We start from the raw sequence: 25,571 nt of genomic DNA on the forward strand, positions 1-25,571 counted from the left end.
GTGCCCATATGCGGATTCTCGTAGTCGAAGACGACGCCGTGCTGCGCGGCGTGATGCAGCGCAGCCTGGCCGACGCCGGCCACCGCGTGGACGTGGCCGCCACGCTGGCTGAAGCCGACCATTTCTGGAAGGTGCAGCCTTTCGACGCGGTGCTGCTGGACCTGAACCTGCCGCAGGACGCCGCCCATGGCAGCCTGGTGGGCAGCGGCCTGGCCGTGCTGCGTGCCGCCCGCGCACGGGGCGACCGCACGCCGGTGCTGGTGCTCACCGCCCGCGACCGCACCGAGGAGCGCATCGCCGGCCTGGATGCGGGCGCCGACGACTACCTGGGCAAGCCTTTCGACCTGGCCGAGGTGGAGGCCCGGCTGCGCGCCCTGGTGCGCCGTACCCAGGGCACGGACGACCGCACCGGCGCCGGCACGCTGGTACTGGACCGGCGGGCGCGCCGCTTCACCCTGCATGGCCAGCCCTTCGAACTGCCGGCCCGCGAATTCGAGGTACTGTGGGAGCTGATGACCCCGCCCGGGAGGGTGGTGAGCAAGCGCAGCCTGTCGGACAAGCTGTCCGACTTCGACGACATACTGGGCGACAACGCGCTGGAAGCCTTCATCTCGCGCCTGCGCAAGAAGCTGCAGGGCAGCGGCGCCGGCATCCGCACGCTGCGCGGGCTGGGCTACATGCTGGAGGCGGCCGACGCCTCGGCAGCGGAAGGGGATGCATGAGCGATACCCCTGCCTCCCCCCCGCTGCAGAGGCCGCCGCCCTCGCTGCGTGCGCGCCTGCTGCGCCACGTGCTGGTGCCGCTGGCGCTCACCTGGTTCGCGGGCACCGCCATCTCGGTGCTGGTGGCCAATGGGTTCACGCAGCGGGCCTTCGACCGGGCGCTGCTGGACGATGCCTATGCGATTGCGGCCAATGTGCGGGTCAAGGGCGGGGCGCTGGACCTGGCGCTCAGCTCGCGCGAGCTCAAGTCGGTGCTGTTCGACCAGGTGGAGACGGTGTACTTTGCCGTGCTGCTGCCCGACGGGTCGATGCTGTCGGGCAATGCCAGCCTGCCGGCGCCGCCGCCGCGCGACGAGGCCTACCGGTTCTCCGACATCAGCTACCGGGGACGGGCGTTGCGGGCGGTGCGGGTGCGGGTGAGCGAGCCGCAGGCCTTCGAGGTCATCACCGCCCAGACGGTGCATGCGCGCAGCGCCATGCTGCGCAGCGTGCTGCTGTATTCGGTGGTGTCGCAGGTGCTGCTGCTGGGCGCGCTGGCGTTCTGGCTGCGCCGGGCCATCCAGGCGGATCTGCGGCCCCTGGCGGCCTTCCAGGCGGAGCTGGCGGGCCGCGATGCGCGGGGCCTCGAGCCGGTGCCGGTGCAGGCCTCCACGCGCGATCTGCAGCATCTGGGCGCCGCCGTGAACGGCCTGCTGGCGCGCGTGGCCGAGGGCGTGCGGGCGCAGCGGGAATTCGCGGGCAACGTGGCGCATGAGCTGCGCACGCCGCTGGCGGGCATCCGGGCGCTCGCGGCCTATGGCCTGGCCCACAAGGATCCTGCCGTGTGGCATGAGCAGCTCGCTGGCGTGGCTGCCAGCGAGGCCCGTGCCAGCCACCTGGTGGACCAGCTGCTGGCCCTGGCGCTGGCCGACGAGGTGCGCGGCGCCGTGCCGCGGCAGCCCGTGGCGCTGGACGACCTGGCGCGGGACGCCGTGCTGCGCTTCCTGCCGCGTGCCGATGCGGCGGGCGTGGATCTGGGCGCGCGGGGGCTGGAGCAGCCCGTGGTGGTGCCGGGGCAGACCGTGCTGGTCGAGGGGGTGCTGGGCAACCTGATCGACAACGCGCTGCGCTATGGCCGTCCGGCGCAGGAAGGCGTCGCCCCGCGCATCACCGTGGAGATCGCGCACGAGGGGGCGGAGAACGGGGCCGGGGAAGTCGTGCTGTCGGTGGTGGACAACGGACCCGGCATCCCGCAGGGGCTGCGGACCGACCTGATGCAGCGCTGGGCCCAGGGCCGCGACGGCGAGCGCCTGGGGCAGGGCGCGGGATTGGGCCTGGCCATCGTGGCGCGCTATGCCGAACTGCTGGGCGCGCGCCTGGTGCTGGGCGCGGGCCCGGACGGGCAGGGGCTGCGGGTGGGGCTGGTGTTCGCGCCCCCGGAGCCGGCTTAGGCCGCTGAGGCCGCTTCTTCGCCGAACACCGGCCGGAAGAAGCTGCGCTCGTAGCTCACGATGCAGCGGGTCTCCTCCGCATACCGGAAGGCCGCGATGCATTCGGCGTCCTGCATCGACTGCTGGCGGTAGGTTTCGTAGGCGGCGAGCGAGGGAAAGGTGAACATCGCCAGCGCGATGTTGTTGGCACCTTCCGAGGGCAGGAAGTAGCCGTGGTGGCGGCCGCCGAACTTCTCCACGAGGGGAATCCAGAGCCGGCCGTAGTGCTCGAATTCGGCGAGCTTGTAGGGATCGACGATGTAGCGCAGGGTGCAGGTGATCATGGCCCGATTGGACCGCATTTCCGGGGGTGGTGCGACCAGGCCCCTGAATCGTGGTCTTCTGGCCTCCAGAGGCCTTCCAGGGCCCTTCCGGGGCCTCTTCGGCTCCCCGGTCCCCCTTCTCCTCGCTGGCCCTGCGGTGCCGAGGGTGGAGCGTGCGGCCGCTGCGCAGTGCCGCGGCTGCACGGTCCTGCTCAGCCTTTTGCCGATGCGTCGAGCGTCGGGTAGTCGGTGTAGCCCTTCTCGCCGCCGCCGTAGAAGGTCTTGGAGTCCCACGGGTTGAGCGGTGCGTCCTTGCGCAGCCGTTCGACCAGGTCGGGGTTCGAGATGAAGGCCTTGCCGAAGGCGACGATGTCGGCACGGCCGCTGGCCACCGCCTCCATCGCCAGCGCGCGGTCGTAGGCGTTGTTGACCATCCAGGCGCCCTTGCCGCCGGCCTGGCGGTAGGCGGTCTTCAGCGCTTCGTAGTCGAACGGACGGTCTTCCAACTCGCGCGGGCCGCCGGTGGAGCCTTCGATGACGTGGACATAGGCCAGGCCCAGCGGCGCGAGCTGGCGGATCACGTAGTCGAACAGCGGCTGCGGATCGGCATCGACGATGTCGTTGGCCGGCGTGACGGGCGAGAGGCGGATGCCCACCTTGCCGCCCCCGATCGCGTCCACCACGGCGCGCGTGGCTTCGAGCAGCAGGCGGGCGCGGTTCTCGATGCTGCCGCCGTAGTCGTCGGTGCGCCGGTTGGCGCCGGTCTTGAGGAACTGGTCCAGCAGGTAGCCGTTGGCGCCGTGGATCTCCACGCCGTCGAAGCCGGCCGTCTCCACCGCATTGCGCGCGGCGGCGGCGTAGTCGTGGACGATGCCGGGCAGCTCTTCGGCATCCAGCGCACGCGGCTCCGAGGTGGCGGCGAAATGCCCCTGGCCGGTGGCCTTGTCGATCAGGTAGGTCTTGGACTTGGCGGCGATGGCGGAGGGCGCCACGGGGGCGCCGCCGTCGGGCTGCAGGTCGTTGTGGGAGATGCGGCCCACGTGCCAGAGCTGGGTGACGATCCTGCCGCCGCGCTCATGGACCGCGGCGGTGACCTTCTTCCACCCGTCGAGCTGTTCGGTGCTGTACAGGCCCGGCACGTCCGCATAACCCTGGCCCTGGTGGCTGATGGCCGTGGCCTCGGTGATCAGCAGGCCGGCGGTGGCGCGCTGGGCGTAGTAGGTGGCGGTGATGTCCTTGGGGACCGCATTCGGCGAGCGGTTGCGCGTGAGCGGCGCCATGGCGATGCGGTTGGCGAGCTGCAGGGCGCCGGCCTGGACGGGATCGAAAAGCGTATGGGACAAGGGAATACCTCTTTCGAAAAAGTGGGGTGGAAGCGGGGTGGGGCAAAGGCCCGGGCCGGGCCCTCCACGGCAGGGAGCGACGTTACCGCGTTTGCGCTTTTCCTGCAGTGGGACTGCGCCGCGACGGGATATGCGAGTCGTGCCAGCGAAATCGCAGCAACGGCGGCGCAACGCAGCTCCTTCGAGACAGCCCGCTTATCTGTTTTGCGCATGAATATGCGCGCAAACGGCGCTTCGGCGCCGGAAAGGCCCTTCCTACGATGGCTGGACCTGGCCACGGCCGGGTTCTTCTTCTCCACCATCACGATCCAACAGAGGGGTTATCCAGATGCCGATCCAGCCGGGCCAGAGCACGTCATCCACCCGCCGCCGCGCCCTGCAGGGCACGGCCCTGCTGCTGGCCTGCAGCCTGCTGTGCGGCACCGCCGCCATGGCCCAGGCGAAAAAGGAAGTGGTGATCGGCTACCAGGACATGGTCGTGCCCTGGCGCCATGCGCAGGAGACGAAAGAAGTCGAGCGGCGCACCGGCTACCAGGTGACCTACCGCAAGCTCGGCAGCGGGGCCGAGGTGGTGCGCGCCCTCGCCTCCGGGGCCATCCAGATCGGCGAGGCCGGCTCGTCCCCCATCGCGGCGGCGCTGTCGCAGGGCGTGCCGATCGAGGTGTTCTGGGTGCTGGACAACATCAACGACGCCGAGGCGCTGGTCGCGCGCAACGGTTCCGGCGTGAACTCGCTGGCCGACCTGAAGGGCAGGAAGATCGGCCTGCCCTTCGTTTCCACTACTCACTTCCATGCGCTGGTGGCGCTACAGGACGCAGGCATCGATCCCAGGACCGTGCGCATCGTGAACCTGCGGCCGCCGGAGATCCTGGCCGCCTGGGAACGCGGCGATATCGACGCCACCTTCGTCTGGGACCCGGTGCTCGCCAAGGTCAAGCAGAGCGGCAAGGTGCTGGTCACTTCCGGGCAGATCGCGGCGAAGACCGGCAAGGCCACGTTCGACGCCCTGGCCGTGAACAAGGAGTTTGCGCGTGCCCATGACGCCTTCCTGACCCGGTTCGTGCAGGTGCTGGCCGATGCGGACAAGGCCTACACCGCAAACAGGGCGGCGTGGACGGTCGATGCCGCGCCCGTGCAGTCGATTGCCAAATGGTCCGGTGCCGAGGCCCGGGCGGTGCCGGCCAGCCTCTCGCTCTATGCCTTCGTGCCGCCGGCCGAGCAGGCGGGATCCCAATGGCTGGGCGGCGGCAAGGAATCCGGGGTGGCGAAGTCACTGGCCGCGACCGCCGCTTTCCTGAAAGAGCAGGGGACGGTGCAATCCATATTGCCCGATTATTCGGTGGGCGTGAACCCGGCGTGGGTGCAACGTGCGCGCTGAACAGGGCGTGGCCGCGGGAGGCGTCGCTGCGGGCCGCGGAGGCGGCGGGGCGTTGTCCGTGCGCGGCGTGAGCGTGCGCTATGCCGGCACCGACCAGCCCGCGCTGCAGGACGTCCATCTCGACATCGCCGCCGGGGAACTGGTCGTGGCGCTGGGGGCTTCGGGATGCGGCAAGACCACGCTGCTGAACTGCATGGCCGGCTTCACCGAGCCCTCCGCCGGCAGCATCGTGCTGGATGGCCGTCCGGTCACGGGGCCGGGCGCCGAGCGTGGCGTGGTGTTCCAGAAGCATGCCCTCATGCCGTGGCTGAACGTGATCGACAACGTGGCGCTGGGCCTGCGGCTGCGGGGTGTTTCACGTGAAACCCGCCAGCGCCTGGCGTTCGAGCGTTTGGCCCAGGTGGGGCTGGAGGCGTTCGCGCAGGCGCCTGTCTGGCGGCTGTCGGGCGGCATGCAGCAACGCGTGGGCATTGCCCGTGCCCTGGCCAGCGACCCGCAGGTACTGCTCATGGACGAGCCTTTCAGCGCGCTGGACGCCTTCACGCGCGAATCGCTGCAGGAGCTGGTGCTGCGGCTGTGGCAAGGCTCAGGCAAGACGATTTTCTTCATCACGCATGACGTGGAGGAGGCGCTGTTCCTCGCTTCGCGCCTGATCGTGATGGCACCACGCCCGGGCCGCATCGACCGGCAGCATGCGCTGGATTTCAATCAACAGTTCCTGGCGGGCCAGCCCGCCCGCGTGGTGAAATCCGGCACCGCGTTCATCGCACGGCGCGAGCAGGTGCTCGACGAGGTGGCTCCGTCGCTGGAGCCAGCCGCCCATGCCTGAAGACCTCCTGATGCCATCGCCTCCGGGGACTGCCGCGCAGCCGAAGCGAGAGGAGGCGGAACCGAAGGCGGCACCCCGGCGGGCCGTGCTGCCGTCCCCCTTGCGCGCCGTGTCGCCCTACCGTTTGCCGGGCCAGGGGCCGAGCCGGGGCCTGAGCGTGGCCTGTGTCGCCGCGCTCGCGCTGCTGTGGTGGCTGGCCACGCAACTGCAGTGGGTCCCACCGCTGTTCCTGCCCGCACCCCAGGCCGTGCTGCTGGCGCTGCGCGATGCCTGGGAGGGCCGTATCCAGGGCGGGGAGCCCCTGTGGCGGCACCTGCAGTGGAGCGCGATCCGGGTCTTCGGCGCCTTCGTGCTCGCGGCCCTGACGGCGGTTCCCGTCGGCATCGCCATGGGCGTGAGCCGCGTGGCGCGCGGCGTGTTCGATCCACCCATCGAGTTCTACCGGCCGCTGCCACCGCTGGCCTACCTGCCACTCATCGTCATATGGTTCGGCATCGACGAAACGGCGAAGATTCTGCTGATCTACCTGGCCTGCTTCGCGCCCATCGCGCTGGCGGCACATGCCGGCGTGCGCAGCGCGAGCGTGGAGCAGATCAATGCCGCGCTGTCGTTGGGCGCGAGCCGCTGGCAACTGGTGCGGCATGTGATCGTGCCGGCGGCACTGCCGGAAATTCTGGTGGGGCTGCGCATCGCCATCGGTTTTGGCTGGACCACCCTGGTGGCTGCGGAAATGGTGGCGGCGACGGTGGGCATCGGGCAGATGGTGCTCAATGCCTCGAACTTCCTGCGCACCGATCTTGTGGTGGCCGGCATCCTGGTGATCGGCCTGGTGGCCTGGACGTTCGATCTGGGCATGCGCTGGGTGGAGGCCCGCGCGGTGCCCTGGAAGGGACGGGCCTGAACGTGGGCCCGTCCTGTTCCTGAAAGCCTGGGGAGGGCTTACTTCTGCAGGCCCTCTGCCTTGAGGGCGGCCTGTACGGCCGGGCGGGCGCCCACGCGCGCCAGATAGGCCTGCAGGTGCTGGAGGCCGGACAGGTCCACACCCACGTGCTTGCCCCAGCTGCTGACGGTGAACAGGTAGCCGTCCGCCACGGAGAAATGCTCGCCCATCAGCCATTCCTTGCCGGCGAGCTGCTCGTCCAGCCACTGGAAGCGCGACAGCAGCTTCTCGCGCACGATGGGCTTATAGGCATCGGGCGTGTTGGGCTGGAAAAGCGGGCTGTGGCCCTTGTGCAGTTCCGTGCCGATGAAGTTCAGCCACTCCTGCAGGCGGTAGCGTGCCAGCGTGCCGTTGGCGGGCGCCAGGTTCTTGTGGGGCGCCTGGTCGGCGATGTATTGCACGATGGCAGGGCCTTCGCGCAGGCGGGTGCCGTCGTCGAGCTCCAGGACCGGCACGTAGCCGAGGGGGTTGATGGTGTAGAAGTCGGTCCCGTCCTGGAGCTTGTGGCTCTTCGTGCTGGCGAGCACGGGGGTGAACGCCAGGCCGGCCTCGTGCAGGGCGATGTGCGGGGAGAGCGAGCAGGCACCAGGACTGTAGTAGAGCTTCATGGTCAGGTTCTGAAGTCAGTGGAACAAGCCTGCCATGCTATAGCGAAGCGAACGTTCGTGCTGTCGGCCTGCGAGCCGTCACGAACGAGGTCACGCCGGGCGCCATGCGGGCTGGGTGGCAGCCTCCATCTGTCCGAGCCAGACCAGTGCATGCTCCCGGCCGGTGCCGCACATGTCCTCGGAGGGGCGCAGGGACGCGCAGACTGCCGGCCGCTCGGCGCTGCCGAAAATCCGGCAGCGTAGCTGGCTGTCGAGCTGGACGCAGGGAACCCCGGCAGGCTTGCCGGAGGGCATGCCGGGAATGGGGCTGGTGATGGAGGGGGCGATGCAGCAGGCACCGCACCCCGGCCGGCATGCCAGGGCCATGGGAGTCAGGCGGTCAGGCGGCCGGCGGCCCAACGCACCTGGTCCACGACGGCGCGTACGCGGCCGTTGTGTGCTGCGTCCACGAAGCCGTCCTGCGCGTCGAAGGCGCTGCCCGCATGCCCGAGGGCGAAGGCCTGTGGTGCCAGCCAGCATTCCAGGTTGATGAGCAGGGGTGCCAGGTGGCTTTGCGACCGCAGGCCGCCCAGGCCACCGGGCGAGGCGCTCAGCATGCCCACCACCTTGCCGCGGAAGGGCAGGGTGCCGTCGCTCCAGACCGGGTGGCCCGCCACCGGGCTGGACGCCCAGTCGATGGTGTTCTTGAGCAGCGCGGTATAGCTGCCGTTGTACTCGGGCGAGCACACGATCCACCCCGCATGGGCGTGCAGGATCTCCTTGAGCCGCACCACGTCGGCAGGGGTGCCCTGTGCCTCGAGGTCCGCGTTGTAGAGCGGGATGTCGAAGTCCGACAGCTCCAGCAGCGTGGTGTCCGCGCCCGCGGCGCGGGCAATGCCGGCGGCGGCGCGCGCCAGCCGGCGGTTGAGGGATTGCTGGCGGGTGCTGCCCGCGAAGACGAGGATTTTTGGCATGGCCCGCATTGCAACACAGGGCCGGGACAGGAATCCTGCAAGCCGTGTTTCACGTGAAACAACGTGCCGGACACCCTGGCCGCGCCCAGGGCGTTCTGCCCGAGGGTGGCGCGCGCATGTCCGAAGTGGGAAAATCCCGGCCTTCCCCATTCACCCATCCGCTGACCCGGTTTCGGTGGTGCCGGCCTGCTGCCGGGGCCAGAAGGGTCAAGGTGCGCGCCGGCGGCCCGGTGTGCGCCCTCCTTATCGGTAACGGGCCGCCCCCTCATTCGAGGTCCCCGGAGCAGTTTGCATGTTGTACCCCCAGGAATTTGATGTCATCGTCGTCGGCGGAGGCCATGCCGGCACTGAAGCCGCATTGGCTGCTGCCCGCATGGGCGGCAGGACACTGCTGCTCACCCACAATATCGAGACGCTGGGCCAGATGAGCTGCAACCCGAGTATCGGGGGCATCGGCAAGGGCCATCTCGTGAAGGAGGTGGACGCGCTGGGCGGTGCCATGGCGCTGGCGACGGACGAGGGCGGCATCCAGTTCCGCATCCTCAACAGCTCCAAGGGCCCGGCCGTGCGGGCCACGCGCGCGCAGGCGGACCGCATCCTGTACAAGGCCGCCATCCGCCGCATGCTGGAGAACCAGCCCAACCTGTGGCTTTTCCAGCAGGCCGTGGACGACCTGATGGTGGAGGGCGACCGCGTGGTGGGTGCCGTCACGCAGGTGGGCATTCGGTTCCGGTCCCGCACCGTGGTGCTGACCGCGGGCACCTTCCTGGACGGCAAGATCCACGTCGGCCTGAACAACTACTCCGCCGGCCGGGCAGGGGACCCGCCTGCCGTGTCGCTCAGCGCGCGCCTGAAGGAGTTGCAACTGCCCCAGGGGCGGCTCAAGACCGGCACACCGCCGCGCATCGACGGCCGCAGCATCGATTTCAGCCAGTGCGAGGAACAGCCCGGTGACGGCATGCCTGGCGGCGTGAACGAAGGCACCCTGCCGGTGTTCAGCTTCATGGGCAACACGGCGATGCACCCGCGCCAGGTGCCGTGCTGGATCACGCACACCAACGAGCGCACGCACGAGATCATCCGGTCGGGTTTCGACCGCAGCCCGATGTTCACCGGCAAGATCGAGGGCGTGGGGCCGCGCTACTGCCCGAGCGTGGAAGACAAGATCAACCGCTTTGCCGACAAGGACAGCCACCAGATCTTCCTGGAGCCGGAAGGGCTGGCCACGCACGAGTTCTATCCCAACGGTATTTCCACCAGCCTGCCGTTCGACGTGCAGTACGATCTGGTGCGCTCGATGCGCGGCCTGGAGAACGCCCACATCCTGCGCCCCGGCTACGCCATCGAGTACGACTACTTCGACCCGCGCTCGCTCAAGAGCAGCTTCGAGACGCGCCAGATCCAGGGGCTCTTCTTCGCCGGGCAGATCAATGGCACGACGGGCTACGAGGAAGCAGCCGCGCAGGGCCTGTTCGCGGGCATCAATGCCGCGCTGCAGTGCCGTGGCGAGTCCGCCTGGTTGCCGCGCCGCGACGAGGCCTACCTGGGCGTGCTGGTGGACGACCTCATCACCAAGGGTGTGACCGAACCGTATCGCATGTTCACCAGCCGGGCCGAGTTCCGGCTGCAGCTGCGGGAAGACAACGCAGACATGCGGCTGACCGAAGCAGGGCGCCGCATGGGCCTGGTGGACGACACGCGGTGGGATGCGTTCAGCCGCAAGCGCGACGCGGTGGCCCGGGAAACCGAACGTCTGAAGTCCACATGGGTCAATCCCCGCAACCTGCCCGCAGAGGAGTCGGTCCGGGTGCTGGGCAAGGCCATCGAGCACGAATACAACCTGTTCGATCTGCTGCGCCGGCCGGATGTCACCTATGAAGCCCTGACGGGAATGGATGGCGGCAAGTACGCCAGTGCCGCTGTTTCACGTGAAACACTCGGTGAACTGAGCGTGCCGGTGATCGAGCAGGTGGAGATCGAAGCCAAGTACGCGGGCTACATTGACCGACAGAAGGACGAGGTGCAGCGCGCCTCCCGCTACGAGAATCTGCAGTTGCCCCAGGAGCTGGACTACATGCAGGTGGCGGCGCTGTCGATCGAGGTGCGGCAGAAACTGCAGAAGCACCGGCCCGAGACGTTGGGACAGGCCTCGCGGATTTCCGGCGTGACGCCGGCCGCGGTGTCGCTATTGCTGGTGCACTTGAAGAAGGGCGGCTTCCGGGGCTTCACTGCCCCGCAGGCTGACGAGGTGGCAGCGTGACGGTGGCCGACAGCGTGCTGTCGGCGCCGTTGCGCGCGGGGGCGGAGGCCCTGGGGCTGGATTTGTCGGAGGCGCAGCTGGCGCAGTTGCTGGAGTTTCTGGTCCTGCTGCAGAAGTGGAACCAGGTCTATAACCTCACGGCGGTGCGGGATCCGCAGGAGATGCTCACGCACCACCTGCTCGACAGCCTCGCGGCGGTGGCGCCGTTGCAGCGCCATCTCAAGGAGGTGCAGGGCCTGCCGGGCAGCGCAGGCGAGGGTGCCGGGCCGCGCCTGCTGGATGTCGGTTCGGGCGGCGGACTGCCAGGCGTGGTGTTCGCCATCTGCTGCCCATTGCTGGATGTGAGCTGCGTGGACACGGTGGCCAAGAAAGCCGCTTTCGTCCAGCAGGCCGCCGTGTCGCTGCGGTTGCGCAACCTGCGGGGCATCCATGCGCGTGTGGAAAATCTTGCGGGCCCGTTCGACGTGGTGAGTTGCCGTGCGTTCGCTTCGCTGCCGGATTTCGTGGAATGGTCGCAGGCTGTCATCGCCGCCAACGGGGTGTGGCTGGCAATGAAGGGCCGCGATCCTTCCGACGAAATCGCCGGGCTGCCCCCGATCGCGGAAGTGTTCCACGTGGAACAATTGGCGGTGCCAGGCCTGGACGCAGAGCGCTGCATCGTCTGGATGCGGCCGTCCAGGGGCGTCAGTGCCGGTGCGGATGGCCCGGGCGGCGAAGCCCTGCCTTAAACTCCCGCTTCCATTTTTCGGGGGTGCTGATGTTTGGCATTGCGGACTACGGCGCATTCGTCGCCGCCATCCTGTTGTTCCTGGCCATTCCCGGCCCGGGCAATCTGGCGCTCGTCACCTCCACCGGCAAGGGGGGCGTGCGCGCGGGCATGGCCGCCACCCTGGGCGTCATCGCGGGCGACCAGGTGCTGCTGTGGATGGCGGTGGCCGGCGTGGCTGCGATGCTCTCCGCGGTGCCTGCGGTCTTCCATGCCGTGCAGTGGCTGGGGGCCGCCTACCTGGCCTGGATGGGGGGACGCATGCTGCTGGCGCGGCCCGGCTCGGCGCCGGTCATTGCCATCCAGCCCCGCCACTATTTCCGCCAGGCTGCGCTCATCACGCTGCTCAATCCCAAGGCCATCGTGTTCTACATGGCGTTCTTTCCACTGTTCGTCGATCCGGCCCATCACCGCGGCCTGTTGACCTTCGGCGTGATGGCCGCCACGATCGCGGCGTTGTCGTTTCTCTACGGGCTGGGCGTCGTGCTGCTCACGCACCGCATGGCCGAGCGCATGCGTGCCCGGCCTGCGCTGGGCCGGGCGCTGGAGCGGCTCGCGGGCACGTTCCTGATCGGCTTCGGCATCAAGCTGGCCGTGGCCCGCTGACCTTTCCTCCTATTGGCTGCAAGGCCCCATCCCTTTCATTCCCATGGCCAAGATTTTCTGCATTGCCAACCAGAAAGGCGGCGTCGGCAAGACGACCACCTCCGTCAACCTCGCCGCGGGCCTCGCCAAGGTGGGCCAGCGCGTGCTGCTGGTGGATCTTGATCCACAGGGCAATGCCACCATGGGGTCGGGGGTGGACAAGCGTGCGCTCGAGCTCACCATCTACGACGTGCTGCTGGAGTCGGCTTCCGTGCAGGAGGCGGCGGTGCTGTCGGAGCAGTGCGGCTACCGCGTGCTGGGCGCGAACCGCGAGCTGGCGGGTGCCGAGGTGGAACTGGTGGCCCTGGAGCAGCGCGAGCGACGCCTGAAGAGCGCCCTGGCCGTGGTGGACAAGGATTTCGATTTCATCCTCATCGACTGCCCGCCGAGCCTCTCGATGCTGACGCTCAACGGCCTATGCTGCGCGCACGGGGTGATCGTGCCGATGCAGTGCGAATACTTCGCGCTCGAGGGCCTCACCGACCTCGTCAACACCATCAAGCAGGTGCACGCCAACCTGAACAAGGACCTGCAGATCATCGGCCTGCTGCGGGTGATGTTCGATCCGCGCATCACGCTGCAGAGCCAGGTCAGCGAACAGCTCAAGGACCACTTCGGCGACAAGGTGTTCGACACCGTGATCCCCCGCAACGTGCGCCTGGCGGAGGCGCCGAGCTACGGCCTGCCGGGCGTGGTGTTCGATCCGGGCGCCAAGGGCAGCCAGGCCTTCGTGGACTTCGCGCGCGAGATGGTCAAGCGCGTCAAGCGCATGTGATCGATTGCTATCAAATGAGTAGCATAAAACCTGACGACGTGCTCATCCTGCCGGGCTGGCAGAACTCCGGCCCCGACCACTGGCAGAGCCGCTGGGAGCACCGCTACGGCTATCGCCGGGTGGAGCAGCACGACTGGATGCGCCCCCTGCGCGGCGACTGGTCCGCGCGGCTGGAGGACGTGGTGGGCGATGCGCCGCGGCCCGTGGTGCTGGTGGCGCACAGCCTGGGCTGCATCCTCACGGCCTGGTGGGCCGCCCACACGCGGCATGCCGGCAAGGTGCGCGGCGCCCTGCTGGTGGGCCCCGGCGACGTGGTGCGGCCCGACATCGCCGCGCTGCTGCCCGGCTGGACGCCCGTCGCGCGCGCTGCGCTGCCGTTCCCCGCGGTGCTCGTGGGCAGCCACGACGACCCCTATTGCTCCCTGGAGCGCGCCCGGGCGATGGCCTCGGACTGGCATGCGCGCTTCGTCGATGCGGGAGCGCGCGGCCACCTGAATGCCGACTCGGGGCTGGGTGACTGGGACGAGGGGCATGCGCTGCTGCGTGCCATGGCTCCCGCCGCCTGAAGCCCGGACCCGTCACCACCACCCGCTTTCACCCATGTCCGGCAAGATCGACCTTCTCGCACAAGCGCGTGACCTGCCTGCCGCCTGGCGTTCCCGGGTGGTGGGCCGCGCCGCCAATGCGAATGTCAAGATCGTCCGCATGGACGATGCTGCCTATCCCGACGAGATCCATGATTTCGACGAAGCCCTGCTGGTGCTCGAAGGGCGGATGAACCTGGACCTGCAGGGCCGCCGCATCGAGGTGGGCGCCGGGGAGGTCTTCATCGTGCCCGCGGGCGTGCCGCACGCCGTCGCACCCGGCAGCCACGGAACCCTCGTCATCATCGACCGCTGATTTCCGGATCGGCACCCCCTGTATCCACGGACCCTCCCACACATGGCAACCAAGAAACCCAAGGGCCTCGGGCGCGGCCTCGAAGCGCTGCTCGGCCCCAAGGTCGCGGAAGCGGCCCCCGGCGCCGAAGGAAGCGCCTCCACCGCCGCCCCCGGCGCCCCGTCCACGCTGTCGCTCGACGACATGGTGCCCGGCATCTACCAGCCCCGCACGCGCATGGACGAAGGCGCGCTCTACGAACTGGCCGAGAGCATCAAGGCCCAGGGCATCATGCAGCCCATCCTGGTGCGCCGGCTGGTGCAGGGCGAGAATGCGGGCCGCTACGAGATCATCGCGGGCGAGCGGCGCTTCCGGGCCGCGCGCATCGCGGGGCTGGCCGAGGTGCCGGTGCTGGTGCGCGAGGTGCCGGACGAATCCGCCGCGGCGATGGCGCTGATCGAGAACATCCAGCGCGAGGACCTGAACCCGCTCGAAGAGGCCCAGGGCCTGGCGCGCCTCGTGAAGGAATTCGGGCTGACGCACGAGCAGGCCGCCCAGGCCGTGGGCCGCTCGCGCAGCGCCGCGAGCAACCTGCTGCGGCTGCTGAACCTCGCGGAGCCGGTGCAGACCATGCTGATGGCGGGCGACATCGACATGGGCCACGCCCGTGCGCTGCTGTCGCTGGACCGCGCCGCGCAGATCACGGCGGGCAACCAGATCGCGGCGCGCAAGCTGTCGGTGCGCGAGGCCGAGGGGCTGGTGAAGAAGATCGGCGCGGAATTCAGCCTGGCGCCGCAGAAGGCGCGCAAGGAGGGCAAGTCGCGCGACCTCAAGCGGGTGGAGGAGGAACTCTCCGACCTGCTGATGGCCGAGGTGGAGGTGCGGGTGAAGAAGCGCGTGAAGCGCGGTGGCCGCACCGAGGAGGTCGGCGAGCTGGCGATCCAGTTCGGCTCGCTGGAGGCCCTCAACGGCCTCATAGAGCGCCTGCGCGGCGAGGGTTGAGCCCTGGGGTGCACCGCGGGGCGTCCGGGCCTTGCAGCGGTGTCTTGGGCTTTACGTGCCTTTCCGGCCAGGTGGCCCCTTCATGCCCATGTGGCCTTTCTACGCTCTCCGGGGCGTCGGCGCGTGCCGCTCCAGCCAGCCGATGGCGGCGAAGCCGCAGGCCACGGCCACCCAGAGCGTGGCGAAACGGATGCCCACGGCCGCGAGCATTGCGGTGCCCAGCGGCACGGCGTGCAGCGCCAGCAGGGCCACGATGGTGGCCTCGGTGGTGCCGATGCCGCCCGGCAGCATCGATGCCGCGCCGGCCAGCATGGCCGTGGGGTAGGTGGACAGCGCCGCGCGCAGCGGCACCGCGATGTCCAGGCCCTGCAGCAGCCAGGCGAACGACGCCGCGGTGATCGTCCAGGCGGCCAGGCCCAGTCCGAACGACACGGCCAGGTCGCGGGGGGTGAGCCAGAGGCGGCAGCCTGCCAGCCCGAGCGCGAGCATGCGGCCGGTGCGCGCCGTGCGGCGCCATCCCATGGCCCGCATGCGCGCGGCCAGGCGCAGCAGCCAGCGGGGCCGGGTCGCCACCGCGGCGACCGCGCCGATCAGCCCGGCCACGAAAGCCAGCACGATGCCGAACAGGCGGCCGGAGGGCACGGCCAGCGCGGCCAGCAGCGCCACCGTGAGCAGGTCGAGGGCCCGCTCATAGACGAAGGCCGAGAGCGTGCGGGCTGGCGGCACGCCCCAGCGCGTGAAGTAGCGGGCGCGCACCAGCTCGCCCACCTTGCCCGGCGTGGCGGTGAAGGCGAAGCCTGCCAGGTAGCCCGCGAACCCCGCCGCGGCAGGCACGCCATGCCCCGCGCGGCGCAGGAGCCAGTGCCAGCGCGCATAGCGCAGGCCGTAGGAGGCGAACGCCACGGCCGCCAGGCCGGGCATCCACGCCGCCACGCGCGGCAGCTGCGCGAAGACCTGGTTGCGGGCGTCGGCCCAGACCAGGGCCGCCACGTAGGCGGCCGTGCAGGCCAGGGCGGCGACGACGGCGGTGCGCGGGTTCATGGCGCCGGTGTGTCAGCCCGGAGCGCCGGACCGGGCCGGCTTTTCGGCGAACGACCAGCGCTTGTGGCCCAGGTAGCTTGTGAACACCGGCACCACCACGCCCACCGCATGCGCGATCTCGGGCGCGAAGGCTGTGATGCCGAGCGCGGGCAGCACCCACTTCAGCAGGGCCATGCTCACGGCCCAGGTCTGCGCCACGGCCAGCAGGTTCACCAGTACGAAGAACATCGCCGACTTGTGCGTGGATTGCGTGCTCGCCTTGAAGACGAAGGCGCGCGCCAGCACGAAGGCCGTGCACATGCCCACGCAGTACGCCGCGATCACGGCGGCGGAGAACGGCATCCAGTGGCTGAACGCGATGCGCGAGCCGAAGTTGGCGAGCGCCGCCACGCCGCCCGTCACCAGGAAGGCCAGGAACTGCCGGGAGCGGAAGGCGGCGATCACGGGCGGGAACCTGTGGCAGCCTGGGCTGCGTCGCGCGCCATGCGGCGGCCGAAGCCGATGCTCTCGGAAATGCCGCGGTCCTCGGGGTAGTAGTACGAGGTGTCGGCCACCCACAGGCCCTGCACGGGCAGCTGCACGGGCGGCAGGCTCTCCAGGTAGTTGGGCGGGCAGATCGGCTGCGCGTAGCGGTAGCGGCTCGCGCGCATCGCGAGGAAGTCGTCCTCCTGCAGCGCGGGGTTGATGGTGCGCAGGTAGCGCTTCACCTTGTCCAGGAAGGCCTGGTCGGGCTCGGCGTACTTGGGGTGCTCGCCGGGCATGTAGAACGGCACATAGACGATGGATTCCGGCAGCGGGCGCAGGTTGCTGTATTCCACCAGGCCCGGAATGTCCATGTCCGGATCGTTCACGTTGAGCCAGAAGTTCTCGGTGAGGGGTTTGCGCAGCTTGGCGATCACGCAGACCACGGCGATGTTCTTCAGCGCCGCGAAGCGCGAGAGCACGTCCTGCGGGAGATCCGGCATCAGGCGCGGCACGAAGGGCAGGGGCACGGTGCTGATCACCTTGTCGAAGGCCTCGAAGCCCTGCGCCGTCTCCACGCCCTGCACGCGGCCCGCCTCCATGCGCACCCGCGTCACGGGCGTGGACAGGCGGATCTCGCCGCCGTGCGCGCGGATGTCCGCTGCCATGCCGTCCAGCAGCGTGGCGGAGCCGCCCTCCAGGTGGCCGAGCTTTTCCTGCATGAGGCTGTAGCGCGATCGGCCGATGCGGCGGATGCGGCTCCAGATCCAGGCGGCCGACAGATTGCCCGTGTGCTCGTAGAACTTGTACTCGAAGAGGCGCCGCCAGAGCACCTCGTAGGCCTCCGCGCCCACCCGGCGGCGGATCCAGCCCGTGGCCTCGACGCCGTCGAGCGGCTTCCAATCGTCGCGCTTGGTGGAGAGGAATGCGTGCAGGCCGTAGCGGAACTTCGCCACCAGCCCCAGGCCCTGGAAGCGCAGCAGCGCTACCGGGTTGCCCCAGGCCTGCAGGCGCTTCTGGAACCAGTAGCCCATGCGCGTGGCGCGCCAGCGCATTTTGTCGGCCAGGCCCAGCTCGTCCAGCACCTGCAGGAAGGCGTGGTCCGAGGTGCAATGGAAGTGGTAGTAGCGCTCGATCGGCAGGCCGTCGAAATCGAACATCGCGGTCATGCCGCCCACGCGATCGTCGGCCTCGAAGACCACGGGCCGGTGGCCGTCGCGCGCGAGCTGGTAGGCCACGGCCAGGCCCATGGGGCCGGCGCCGAGCACGGCGATGCGCTGGCCGCGCGCCATGGCGGAGTCGGCCGCGGACGTGGCGGAAGGGGAGGCGGTGGCGTTCATCAGAACTCCAGCACCACGCGGCTGTACTCCGGGTGGTGGAAGGTTTCGTGGATGGCCTCGGCGAAGGGCGTGGCACGCACGCCGAAGATGCCGGGCCAGTCGATCACCTCGAACTCGTCGTGCGCCACGAGCGCCTTGAGCTGGTCGGCGGTGAAGGGTGGGTCGCGGTCGAAGAGCGCCCACACCTTCAGCAGCACGTAGAAGAGGCCGTAGGGGATCTTCACGATGGCGGCCTTCGCGCCCGTGGCGGCCTTGATGGTGCGGATGATGTCGATGTAATCCACCTTCTCCAGTCCCGTGATGTTGAACACGCCGCCCACGCGGCGCTCCTCGATGCAGCGCACGATGATGCGGCAGAAGTCGGCCGCGTAGAGCGGCTGGCGCATGTAGCGGCCGCTGCCGGGAATCGGAAACACCGGCACCTTGCGCATGAAGCGCGAGAGCCAGCCCAGGTGCTTGCGGTCGAACCAGCCGAACATCAGCGTGGGCCGCAGCACCACGCAGGGGATGCCGCTGGCCAGCACCATCTCTTCCTGCGCACGCTTGGTGTCGGTGTAGTGGTCCCTGGCCACCGACTCCACCACCGAGGAGCTGATGTGCACGGTGTGGGGAATGCGGTGCTGCTGGATGAGCGCCAGGATGCGTTCGGTCGAGGTGAGGTTGTTGCGCACGAAGGGCTCGGCCTGCGGTGCGCCGATCTGCGCCTGCAGCATCACCACCGCGTCGGCGCCCTCGAAGTGCCGCTCCCAGTCGCCGGGCTCGGCGAGATCGGCCAGCTCGGCGACGATGTCCGGGTGCATGCGGCGCAGGATCTCCAGGTTGGCGGCGTGCTTGTCGAGCACGACGAGGTTGGCATAGCCATGGAGCTTGAGGTGCGCGACGAGGTTCTGGCCGACGAGGCCGGCGCCGCCGGGCAGGACGATCTTGGTGGTGTGCTGCTGCATGGAAGAGGGAGGATGCATCGGGATCGGAAAAGCGTGGAAGGACGGCGCCGCGTCAGGAGGCCGGCACGGGGGGCGTCAGCACCAGGGCCGCCGAGCAGGGCGTGCCGGGCGCCTGCAGCGTGACGGCGAGGGGCAGTTGCCCCGATGCCGGTACCTGCAGGTAGGCCGTGAACATGAGATAGCGCCCGAAGGGGCCCGGCGCGTGCGCGGGCGGCGTGCGCTTCCTCCAGCGGTCGGGCACGCCGTAGCCGACCACCGTGCCGTCGGCGCCGACGAGGCGCACGGCCTCGAAGGGCTTGCGCTCGGGCTCGGGCAGCAGCCCGCCCAGCACGCGCACGAAGCGGGGCTCGCCGGGCAGGGTCTCCACCTGGTCCACGAAGGCATGGCAGCGCGGGGGCAGGGTCTCGGCATGCTCGCCCACTGCGTGGGTGGCCTCCACCATGACGGGGCGGCCGAAGATGCCTGCGCGGATGGCGGTGGCCCCGCGGGCGAGCTGCGCGCCGTAATCGTCGTTCCAGATCAGCATGCCGATGCGCCGCTTGTCGTGCACGCCCATCTGCAGTGCCAGCGCCCCGGTCATGCGCATGTGCTGCTCTTCCTTGCGTTCGGCGTCGCGCGTCTGCACCACGAGCATCTGCGCCAGGCACGCGACGAGCAGCACGTACATGGCCACACGCGCCGCGCCGCGCAGCGCGACCAGGCGGGGTGCGTACAGGATCGCCAGGGCGGTCCATGCCATCACGGTCGGCGTGGTGTAGCGGCTCGACAGCGCGCTTTCGAGGCCGAACTGCACGCGCCCGCCGCTGGTCGCGAAGGCGAGGCCGCCGATGTAGACGACGAAGGTCAGCAGCGCCAGGCCCAGCCGGTGCGCCGCGGGATCGCGCAGGACGCGCGGCAGCGGCGCCAGGGTCAGCAGCACGAAAAGCACCCCGAAGGCCTGGCTCAGCGGAGCCCACGACAGCGAATGCTGCTTCAGCACGAAATGCTGGAAGGGGGCGCCGAGGTAGGTGAGGGTGTAGGAGAGCATGTCCAGCGGGCGGTCCCGCAGCTTGGAGAACACGCCGCCGTGGTCGGATGGGGAGGTGTAGCCCACCGCATAGGCGCCTGCGCAGATGGCGGCGAGCACTGCCAGGATGAGCGTGCGCCGGCGGTCGAGCCGTGCGACGGCGGCATAGAGCACCATCATGGGCAGTGCCATCACGCCATTGGCCATGGTGCCGACGCTGAGCACCCCGATCAGGCAGGCGGCGGGGAACCAGCCGCGCGCCATGGGGGCGCACGCGGCGCGGTAGAGGCAGTAGAAGCCCACCAGCGGCAGCACCTGCGCCAGGAAGAACTGGCCCTGGTTGGCCCAGGCCAGGTTTTCCTTCTGCACCCAGGAAAACAGCCCTATGGCCAGCAGCGTCACGCCGAAGAACCACGACCTGCCGGACAGGGCGGGCAGGCGGTCCCGCAGGAAGGCCGCGAACACCGCCAGGCCGCAGCCGACGATCACGTAGTTCATGGTGATCAGGAAGACCTGCTGGCCGCCGAACCAGGTGTATTCCATCCAGAACAGTGCCTTGGGAAGCACCAGCCGGTGCTCGTTGGCCTGGCGCCACCAGGCCTCCCAGCCGACACCATGGCGCACGTCGATATAGAACTCCAGCGCTGCGCCCCAGGTGTCCCAGATCGGGACCGGCGTGAAGGTACGCCATGCGGAGACCGCCGTGGCAAGCACATAGATGGCGGCGAAAACCATCAGCAGCGCGAACGGCACGCGCTGCCGCCAGGTCTGCCGGGCGTGGGGAGATGAGAGAAGGGTCTCGTCGTGGGTCATCTGGGGCAATGTTCAGATCTTCATGCGGTGGAACACGGCGCGGGGCAGGTGGCGGATCACGAGCATGATGAGCGCCCACTTCGCCGGGGCATAGACCACCGGCGCACCGCGCGCCATGCCGCGCACGATGGCGCCGGCCACCTCTTCGGGCGTGGCCAGGCGTGCACCCTGGGCCTTGAGGTGAGCGGTCATCGGGGTGTCGGTGGGGCCGGGCTTGACGAGGGTCACGCGCACCCCCGTGCCCGCGAGCCGGTGCTGCAGGCCCTGGGCGTAGCGCTCCACCAGCCCCTTCGCCGCGCCATAGACATAGTTGGACTGGCGGCCGCGGTCGCCGGCCACCGAACCGATGATGCCGATGCGCCCGTGGCCGCGGGATTGGTGCGCGCCGGCGAAAGCCTCGGCCCAGAGCGCGGGGGAAATACCGTTCACTTCCAGTGCCTGCCGCGCCGCCGCGAGGTCGGCCTCGCAGGCCGGCTGGTCGGGCAGGTTGCCGTGCGCGATGAGCACGAGGTCGGGCACCCCGTCGGCGCAGATGCCGCGCACCGTGCCGGCGATCGCCTCGGGCTGCAGCATGTCGGTCGCGATGGTCTCGATGCGCGTGCCGGGCTGGCGCACCTGCAGGTCGGCCGCCACGGAGGGCAGGCGGGCGCCGTCGCGCCCGATGAGCACCAGCCGGTCCACTCCTCCGGCGGCCAGCCAGAGCCGGGCGCACTGGTGCGCGATGGCCGAGGTGGCGCCCACGATGGCGATGGTGCGGGGAGAAGAGGTATCGGGCATGGCGGGCGGTGGGTTGGTGCCGTTGGCGGGTGGCGCGGGCGGAAAAAAGAGGGGGGAGGGCACGGAGTACCCCGGCGGTCAGTCGCCGAGCAGCCGCAGCGACATGGCGGAACGGATGCGGGGATCGCGGTAGGGCAGGAATTCGGACAGCCGCGGGTAGCCGGCCTCGAACAGCGTGCGTGGCATGCGCGCGTCCTTGGCCGCATAGAGCCGGCCGCCTGCGGAAGCCACCACGGCATCGAGGCGGTCGAAGAGTCGCAGCGTCGGCTCGCCCAGGTTGGGAAAATCCAGGGCCAGGGTGACGCCCGGCATGGGAAAGCTCAGCATGCCCAGGGGCATGCGCTGCCCGAAGGTCTTGAGCACCCCCAGGAACGAGCCCTGCCCCGATGCGGCGATCTCCCGCAGCAGCGCGGCCACGGCATCCTCGCCGCCCTCGCGGGGCACCGCGCACTGGTACTGGTAGAAGCCCCGGCGGCCGTAGATGCGATTCCACTCCAGCAGGTTGTCCAGCGGGTAGAAAAAGGGTTCATAGTGCTGCAGCGCCCGGCCCGCCCGCCGCTTGTGCAGGTGGTAGTAGGCGGTGTTGAAGGGCCGCAGGCTCCAGCGGTTGACCAGCGAGATCGGTGGGACGAACGGCACGGTGCGCCTGCCGCCCCGGGGCTCGGCGGGCGGGTCCGCCACCGGGCCAGGCACGTGGTTGCCGCGCATGAAGATGCCGCGCGCGTCGGCACCGGCAAGGCAGTCGATCCACGAGACCGTGTATTCCCATCCGGCTTCCGAGGCGTCCGCGAGGGCGAAGAACTCCCGCAGGCTGCCGTAGGGCAGCGTTTCGGTGTCGAGCCACGGGCCGGACACCCTGTGCAGTCGCAGCGTGGCCTGGGTGATCACGCCCGTCAGGCCCAGCCCGCCGACCGTGGCGCAGAACCAGTCGGGCCGCAGGTCGGGCCCGCAGCGCACCAGCAGGCCGTCGGTGCGCAGCAGGTGCAGCGACAGCACGTGGTCGCCGAAGCTGCCATGGACGTGGTGGTTCTTGCCGTGGACATCGTTGGCGATGGCGCCGCCCACGGTGGCGAACTGCGTGCCGGGCGTGACGGGCAGCATCCAGCCGCGCGGGATGAAGGTGCGCTGGATGTCGCGCAGCAGCACGCCGGCTTCGCAGGTCAGCGCGCCCGTGGCTTCGTCCCAGGCGATGAAGCGGTCCTGCCCGCGCGTCGCCCAGAGCGTGCCGCCCGGGTTCAGGCACACGTCGCCGTAGCTGCGGCCCATGCCATGGGCCAGGCCGTGCTGGCCGGCCGAAAGCGGCAGCCGCGCAGGGGGATGCTCCGCCAGCGGGCGCAGCGCATGCTCGGCCGCCCGCAGCCGGCCCCAGGAGTGCACCGCTACCACGGCCACCCCAGTCCCGCGGCAGCGGCGGCGAGCGCTGCCACGAACACCGCGCCTGCCACCAGGCTGGCGCGGTCCTTGAAAGCGAAGACGAGCGGATCGTCGTGCATCTGGCCGCGGGCGGCCTGCAGCCACATCCAGCTCACCCAGAAGGCCAGCGCCGGCACCGCGATCCAGATCAGGCCGGGCGTGCGGTACATGGTGAGCACCGTGTCGCTGTTGAGGTAGAGCGCCAGCACCACCACGGCCGTGTAGCCGGACGCCACGCCCAGGCTCTGCACGATGGGGGCATCGGAGGTGAGGTAACCGCGCCCGTGCGCCCAGGTCTTGCCGGCGGCCTGCTGCACCAGCAGCTCCGCATAGCGCTTCACGAAGGCGAGCGACAGGAAGAGGAACCCCGATGAGGCGATCAGCCAGAACGAGAGCGGCTGCGCGACGGCCGCCGCCCCTGCCGCCACGCGCAGGGTGTAGAGCACGGCGAGCGCCACGCAGTCCACCAGCGCCCAGCGCTTGAGCACCAGCGAATACGCCCAGGTGGTCACGAAATACACCAGAAGCCACACGAGGAAGGCCGGCCCCGTGGCCCAGGCCAGGCACAGGCTTGCCCCGGCGAGCACGGGGACGAGCGCCACGCCCTGCCATGCCGGCAGCGTGCCCGCGGCGAACGGCCGCAGCCGCTTGCGGGGGTGCTGGCGGTCGCTCTCCAGGTCGAGCAGGTCGTTGGCGAGATAGACCGAGGAGGCGCACATCCCGAACGCCAGGAAGGCCACGAAGAGCTGCATCCAGGCCGCGCCGTCGCCCACGCGGTGGGCCGCCATCAGGGGAACGAACAGCAGCAGGTTCTTCATCCACTGGTGCAGGCGCAGAGCCTTGCGCCATGCGGACGCGCCGGCCGCGGCCGGCGGGAAGCTGCGCTGCACGTTGCCCTGGGCTTCGGCCCGGCGCGCCACGGAGGCCGGCGCGTTGACCACGATGGCCGCGCGGGCGGCCTGCCACACGGGCAGGTCGGCGCGCGAGTTGCCCGCGTAGTCGAAGCCGCGCTCGCCGAAGGTACGCACGAGGGCCGCGGCCTTCGCCGGGCCTGCGAGATTGGTGGTTCCGTCGCTGGCCATGACCGCATCGAAGCAGCCCAGGTGGGCGGCGATCGCGCCGGCCAGCGCCTGGTCGGATGCCGTGCACAGCACGATGCGCCGCCCCGCTGCACGCTGTTCGCGCAGCCAGGCGACCAGCGGCGTGTTGTAGGGCAGGTGGGCCACTGCGATATCGACCTGGCCGGCGATGCGGCGCTTGAGTGCGGCCTTGCCCGCGGCCAGCCACAGCGGCAGCATCGCCGCCTTCCAGGGGGCGTCGCGCACCAGCTGGAGCGAGGATTCGTGCAGCATGTCGGTGAGCAGCAGCGTGCCGTCGAGATCCACCACGAGGGGCGGCATGTCGGCGGATGGCGATGGATCGGAGGGCGAACGCACTGGTGAGGGGCCTGGTCGGTAGGGAGATTCTTCGGAGGAGCCGGGCGAAGGTCCCGGACCGCGGTGGATACGAAAAAATGGAACGGAGGATTGTAGGAGGGGCTGGTCGAACGGCCGATGGCCGGTCCCGCGCCTCTCTACACTGCAGGGGCTGCGGGCTGTCCGCAGGCCTTTCGCTGTCGGAACACGTCATGCGCTTCCCGCTGCTGCCCTGGCCCTTTCCCGCCCTCCTGGCCTGGGCCGCCGCATGGCTGGCCTTCCTGCTGCTGCGCGGGGCGGCCGGCGCGCCGTGGTGGGCGGCCTGGCTGGCAGGCTGCGCCATCGGGGCGGCGGCCAGCTTCCAGGGCCGCACCCGCTGGCGGCAGTGCCTGATCGCGCTGGGGTTCCCGCTCTCGTTCCTCGCCGCGGGGGCCACCTCCCTGCCTGCCTGGGCCTGGCTCGCGCCGCTGGCGGTGCTGTTGCTGGTCTATCCGCTCCATGCCTGGCGCGACGCGCCGCTCTTTCCCACGCCGCGGCGCGCCCTCGACGGGCTGGCCCGTGTCGTGCCGCTCCCCGGCGCTGCGGCCGTGCTGGATGCGGGCTGCGGACTGGGCGACGGGTTGCGTGCCCTGCGCCGGGCCTATCCCGATGCCCGCCTGGAAGGGCTGGAGTGGAGCTGGCCGCTGCGCTGCCTGTGCGCGCTGCGCTGCCCGTGGGCCCGGGTGCGGCGCGGCGACATCTGGCGTGCCGGGTGGGGGGGCTACCGCATGGTCTATCTGTTCCAGCGCCCCGAAAGCATGGACCGGGCCGCGGCCAAGGCCCGTGCCGAGATGGCGGCGGACGCGTGGCTGGTCAGCCTGGCCTTCGAGGTGCCCGGGGCCGTGCCGGAGGCCGTGCTGCGCCCCGATGCCGGGCACCCGGTATGGATCTACCGGGTGGGCCGGCTTCCCCCTGTCCGCCAGCAGGCCGCGGCGCTATGATCCGGCGCGGCCGCCCCGCGGTGCGCGAAAACCCCCTCCCATTCCCCCTGTAGCCATTCCACAAAGGAATTCCTCCCATGTCTCAGAAGACCTTCACCCTGCTGGCTGCGGCATTGTCCGCCGCCCTGCTGGCGGGCTGCGAAACCACGAACATGCGCATGGGCAGCGCGGAATCCAAGACGGTGGCCACGGGCGCGGCGGCCGGGGAGTCGTCGGCGAACGCGAATACGCAGCTCGAGCGCTGCGCCTCGCCGCTGGGCACGGTGTCGCTGGTGGAAAACCAGGATGCGGGCTGGTACACCATCCTGCGCAATGAATACCGCCTGCCGCCCACGTCCAACCTGCTGCGCCTGCTGATCCAGCAGTCCAACTGCTTCGTGGTGGTGGAGCGCAGCGTGACCGGCATGGGCGCGATGAACCGTGAGCGGGCACTGATGCAATCGGGGGAGATGCGCGGCGGCAGCAGTTTCGGCCAGGGGCAGATGGTGGCGTCGGACTACGGCCTGTCGCCGGAGATCGTCTTCTCCAACAGCGACTCGGGCGGCATC

General features: G+C 70.0%; 26 protein-coding genes and 1 pseudogene. 14 read left to right on the forward strand and 13 right to left on the reverse strand.

The window, feature by feature from the left end; translation table 11 throughout:
- Positions 1-8: 8 nt before the first annotated feature.
- Together BLR05_RS14085 and BLR05_RS14090 are read left to right on the forward strand one after the other, a co-directional pair.
- Positions 9-722: a response regulator transcription factor gene (locus tag BLR05_RS14085; RefSeq protein ID WP_092835224.1), complete on the forward strand. Its 714-nt coding sequence runs from the start codon at positions 9-11 to the stop codon at positions 720-722.
- Positions 719-2,152 carry a sensor histidine kinase gene (locus BLR05_RS14090; protein WP_092835226.1) on the forward strand — a complete coding sequence of 478 codons (1,434 nt, stop codon included), beginning with the start codon at positions 719-721 and terminating at the stop codon, positions 2,150-2,152. Before BLR05_RS14085 ends, BLR05_RS14090 begins: the two co-directional genes overlap by 4 nt.
- Here the strand turns inward: BLR05_RS14090 and BLR05_RS14095 are convergent.
- Both BLR05_RS14095 and BLR05_RS14100 read right to left on the reverse strand, forming a co-directional pair.
- Positions 2,149-2,475, reverse strand: coding sequence for an NIPSNAP family protein (locus BLR05_RS14095; RefSeq protein WP_092835278.1), 327 nt, complete (start codon positions 2,473-2,475; stop codon positions 2,149-2,151). The genes BLR05_RS14090 and BLR05_RS14095 overlap by 4 nt on opposite strands.
- A gap of 191 nt (positions 2,476-2,666) precedes the next feature.
- Entirely contained in the window at positions 2,667-3,797 is a 1,131-nt protein-coding gene (locus tag BLR05_RS14100) for an alkene reductase (RefSeq protein WP_092835228.1), read from the reverse strand.
- Between the two features lie 328 nt (positions 3,798-4,125).
- On the opposite strand from BLR05_RS14100, the gene tauA reads away from it, so the two are divergent.
- Genes tauA through BLR05_RS14115 form a run of 3 tightly spaced genes read left to right on the forward strand, consistent with a single transcriptional unit; the run spans position 4,126 to position 6,905 of the window.
- Positions 4,126-5,175, forward strand: coding sequence for a taurine ABC transporter substrate-binding protein (tauA, locus tag BLR05_RS14105; RefSeq protein ID WP_092835231.1), 1,050 nt, complete (start codon positions 4,126-4,128; stop codon positions 5,173-5,175).
- Positions 5,176-5,227: 52 nt separating this feature from the next.
- Positions 5,228-6,004, forward strand: coding sequence for a taurine ABC transporter ATP-binding protein (locus BLR05_RS14110; protein ID WP_092835280.1), 777 nt, complete (start codon positions 5,228-5,230; stop codon positions 6,002-6,004).
- Positions 5,997-6,905, forward strand: coding sequence for an ABC transporter permease subunit (locus tag BLR05_RS14115; protein WP_092835233.1), 909 nt, complete (start codon positions 5,997-5,999; stop codon positions 6,903-6,905). The genes BLR05_RS14110 and BLR05_RS14115 overlap by 8 nt, the downstream gene beginning before the upstream one ends.
- Positions 6,906-6,943: 38 nt before the next feature.
- On the opposite strand, the gene gstA is transcribed toward BLR05_RS14115, so the two are convergent.
- From gstA to BLR05_RS14130, 3 genes are all read right to left on the reverse strand, one after another.
- On the reverse strand, positions 6,944-7,552 hold the full coding sequence (gene gstA, locus BLR05_RS14120) for a glutathione transferase GstA (protein WP_092835235.1): 609 nt from the start codon (positions 7,550-7,552) through the stop codon (positions 6,944-6,946).
- Positions 7,553-7,642: 90 nt separating this feature from the next.
- Positions 7,643-7,918, reverse strand: coding sequence for a YkgJ family cysteine cluster protein (locus BLR05_RS14125; RefSeq protein WP_092835237.1), 276 nt, complete (start codon positions 7,916-7,918; stop codon positions 7,643-7,645).
- 5 nt (positions 7,919-7,923) lie between these two features.
- Positions 7,924-8,505 carry an NADPH-dependent FMN reductase gene (locus BLR05_RS14130; RefSeq protein WP_092835282.1) on the reverse strand — a complete coding sequence of 194 codons (582 nt, stop codon included), beginning with the start codon at positions 8,503-8,505 and terminating at the stop codon, positions 7,924-7,926.
- A gap of 292 nt (positions 8,506-8,797) precedes the next feature.
- Between BLR05_RS14130 and mnmG the strand changes: the two genes are divergently transcribed.
- From mnmG to BLR05_RS14165, 7 genes are read left to right on the forward strand one after another with little or no spacing between them, the layout of a single operon-like run.
- Positions 8,798-10,765, forward strand: a complete 1,968-nt coding sequence (mnmG, locus tag BLR05_RS14135) for a tRNA uridine-5-carboxymethylaminomethyl(34) synthesis enzyme MnmG (protein ID WP_092835239.1) — start codon at positions 8,798-8,800, stop codon at positions 10,763-10,765.
- Positions 10,762-11,493: a 16S rRNA (guanine(527)-N(7))-methyltransferase RsmG gene (rsmG, locus tag BLR05_RS14140; protein ID WP_092835241.1), complete on the forward strand. Its 732-nt coding sequence runs from the start codon at positions 10,762-10,764 to the stop codon at positions 11,491-11,493. Before mnmG ends, rsmG begins: the two co-directional genes overlap by 4 nt.
- Before the next feature lie 29 nt (positions 11,494-11,522).
- Positions 11,523-12,137: a LysE family transporter gene (locus BLR05_RS14145; RefSeq protein WP_092835243.1), complete on the forward strand. Its 615-nt coding sequence runs from the start codon at positions 11,523-11,525 to the stop codon at positions 12,135-12,137.
- 43 nt (positions 12,138-12,180) lie between these two features.
- A complete protein-coding gene (locus tag BLR05_RS14150; protein ID WP_026432741.1) occupies positions 12,181-12,951 on the forward strand; it encodes a ParA family protein in 771 nt (256 codons plus the stop codon).
- Positions 12,952-12,965: 14 nt separating this feature from the next.
- Positions 12,966-13,517, forward strand: coding sequence for an RBBP9/YdeN family alpha/beta hydrolase (locus BLR05_RS14155; protein ID WP_377778271.1), 552 nt, complete (start codon positions 12,966-12,968; stop codon positions 13,515-13,517).
- 34 nt (positions 13,518-13,551) lie between these two features.
- Complete coding sequence (locus tag BLR05_RS14160) at positions 13,552-13,851, forward strand: cupin domain-containing protein (RefSeq protein WP_092835245.1); 300 nt, start codon at positions 13,552-13,554, stop codon at positions 13,849-13,851.
- 42 nt (positions 13,852-13,893) lie between these two features.
- The gene (locus BLR05_RS14165; protein ID WP_092835247.1) at positions 13,894-14,832 is read left to right on the forward strand and encodes a ParB/RepB/Spo0J family partition protein; all 939 of its coding nucleotides are present in this window, start codon (positions 13,894-13,896) and stop codon (positions 14,830-14,832) included.
- Between the two features lie 99 nt (positions 14,833-14,931).
- Here the strand turns inward: BLR05_RS14165 and BLR05_RS14170 are convergent, their stop codons facing one another.
- From BLR05_RS14170 to BLR05_RS14205, 8 genes are all read right to left on the reverse strand, one after another.
- Positions 14,932-15,873, reverse strand: a complete 942-nt coding sequence (locus BLR05_RS14170; RefSeq protein ID WP_092835249.1) for a lysylphosphatidylglycerol synthase transmembrane domain-containing protein — start codon at positions 15,871-15,873, stop codon at positions 14,932-14,934.
- Positions 15,874-15,885: 12 nt separating this feature from the next.
- On the reverse strand, positions 15,886-16,317 hold the full coding sequence (locus tag BLR05_RS14175; protein ID WP_092835251.1) for a GtrA family protein: 432 nt from the start codon (positions 16,315-16,317) through the stop codon (positions 15,886-15,888).
- The gene (locus BLR05_RS14180; protein ID WP_092835253.1) at positions 16,314-17,675 is read right to left on the reverse strand and encodes an NAD(P)/FAD-dependent oxidoreductase; all 1,362 of its coding nucleotides are present in this window, start codon (positions 17,673-17,675) and stop codon (positions 16,314-16,316) included. The genes BLR05_RS14175 and BLR05_RS14180 overlap by 4 nt, the downstream gene beginning before the upstream one ends.
- Positions 17,675-18,619 (reverse strand): NAD-dependent epimerase/dehydratase family protein, encoded by a 945-nt coding sequence (locus BLR05_RS14185; RefSeq protein ID WP_092835255.1) that lies wholly within the window; start codon positions 18,617-18,619, stop codon positions 17,675-17,677. Before BLR05_RS14185 ends, BLR05_RS14180 begins: the two co-directional genes overlap by 1 nt.
- A 52-nt stretch (positions 18,620-18,671) precedes the next feature.
- Positions 18,672-20,438, reverse strand: coding sequence for a hypothetical protein (locus BLR05_RS14190; RefSeq protein WP_092835257.1), 1,767 nt, complete (start codon positions 20,436-20,438; stop codon positions 18,672-18,674).
- A 12-nt stretch (positions 20,439-20,450) separates the two neighbouring features.
- The gene (locus BLR05_RS14195; protein ID WP_092835286.1) at positions 20,451-21,215 is read right to left on the reverse strand and encodes an SDR family NAD(P)-dependent oxidoreductase; all 765 of its coding nucleotides are present in this window, start codon (positions 21,213-21,215) and stop codon (positions 20,451-20,453) included.
- Positions 21,216-21,293: 78 nt separating this feature from the next.
- Entirely contained in the window at positions 21,294-22,601 is a 1,308-nt protein-coding gene (locus tag BLR05_RS14200; RefSeq protein WP_092835288.1) for an FAD-binding oxidoreductase, read from the reverse strand.
- Positions 22,595-24,064, reverse strand: coding sequence for a UbiA family prenyltransferase (locus BLR05_RS14205; RefSeq protein ID WP_092835259.1), 1,470 nt, complete (start codon positions 24,062-24,064; stop codon positions 22,595-22,597). Before BLR05_RS14205 ends, BLR05_RS14200 begins: the two co-directional genes overlap by 7 nt.
- A 191-nt stretch (positions 24,065-24,255) precedes the next feature.
- Here BLR05_RS14205 and BLR05_RS14210 point away from each other — a divergent pair, with 191 nt between their 5' ends.
- Both BLR05_RS14210 and BLR05_RS14215 read left to right on the forward strand, forming a co-directional pair.
- A complete protein-coding gene (locus BLR05_RS14210) occupies positions 24,256-25,023 on the forward strand; it encodes a class I SAM-dependent methyltransferase (protein WP_092835260.1) in 768 nt (255 codons plus the stop codon).
- A 77-nt stretch (positions 25,024-25,100) separates the two neighbouring features.
- Positions 25,101-25,571 (forward strand): annotated as a pseudogene (locus BLR05_RS14215) (peptidoglycan-binding protein); the annotation flags it as partial.

The sequence above is a fragment of the Paracidovorax cattleyae genome (assembly GCF_900104515.1).
GTDB classification, from domain to species: Bacteria; Pseudomonadota; Gammaproteobacteria; order Burkholderiales; family Burkholderiaceae_C; genus Paracidovorax; species Paracidovorax cattleyae.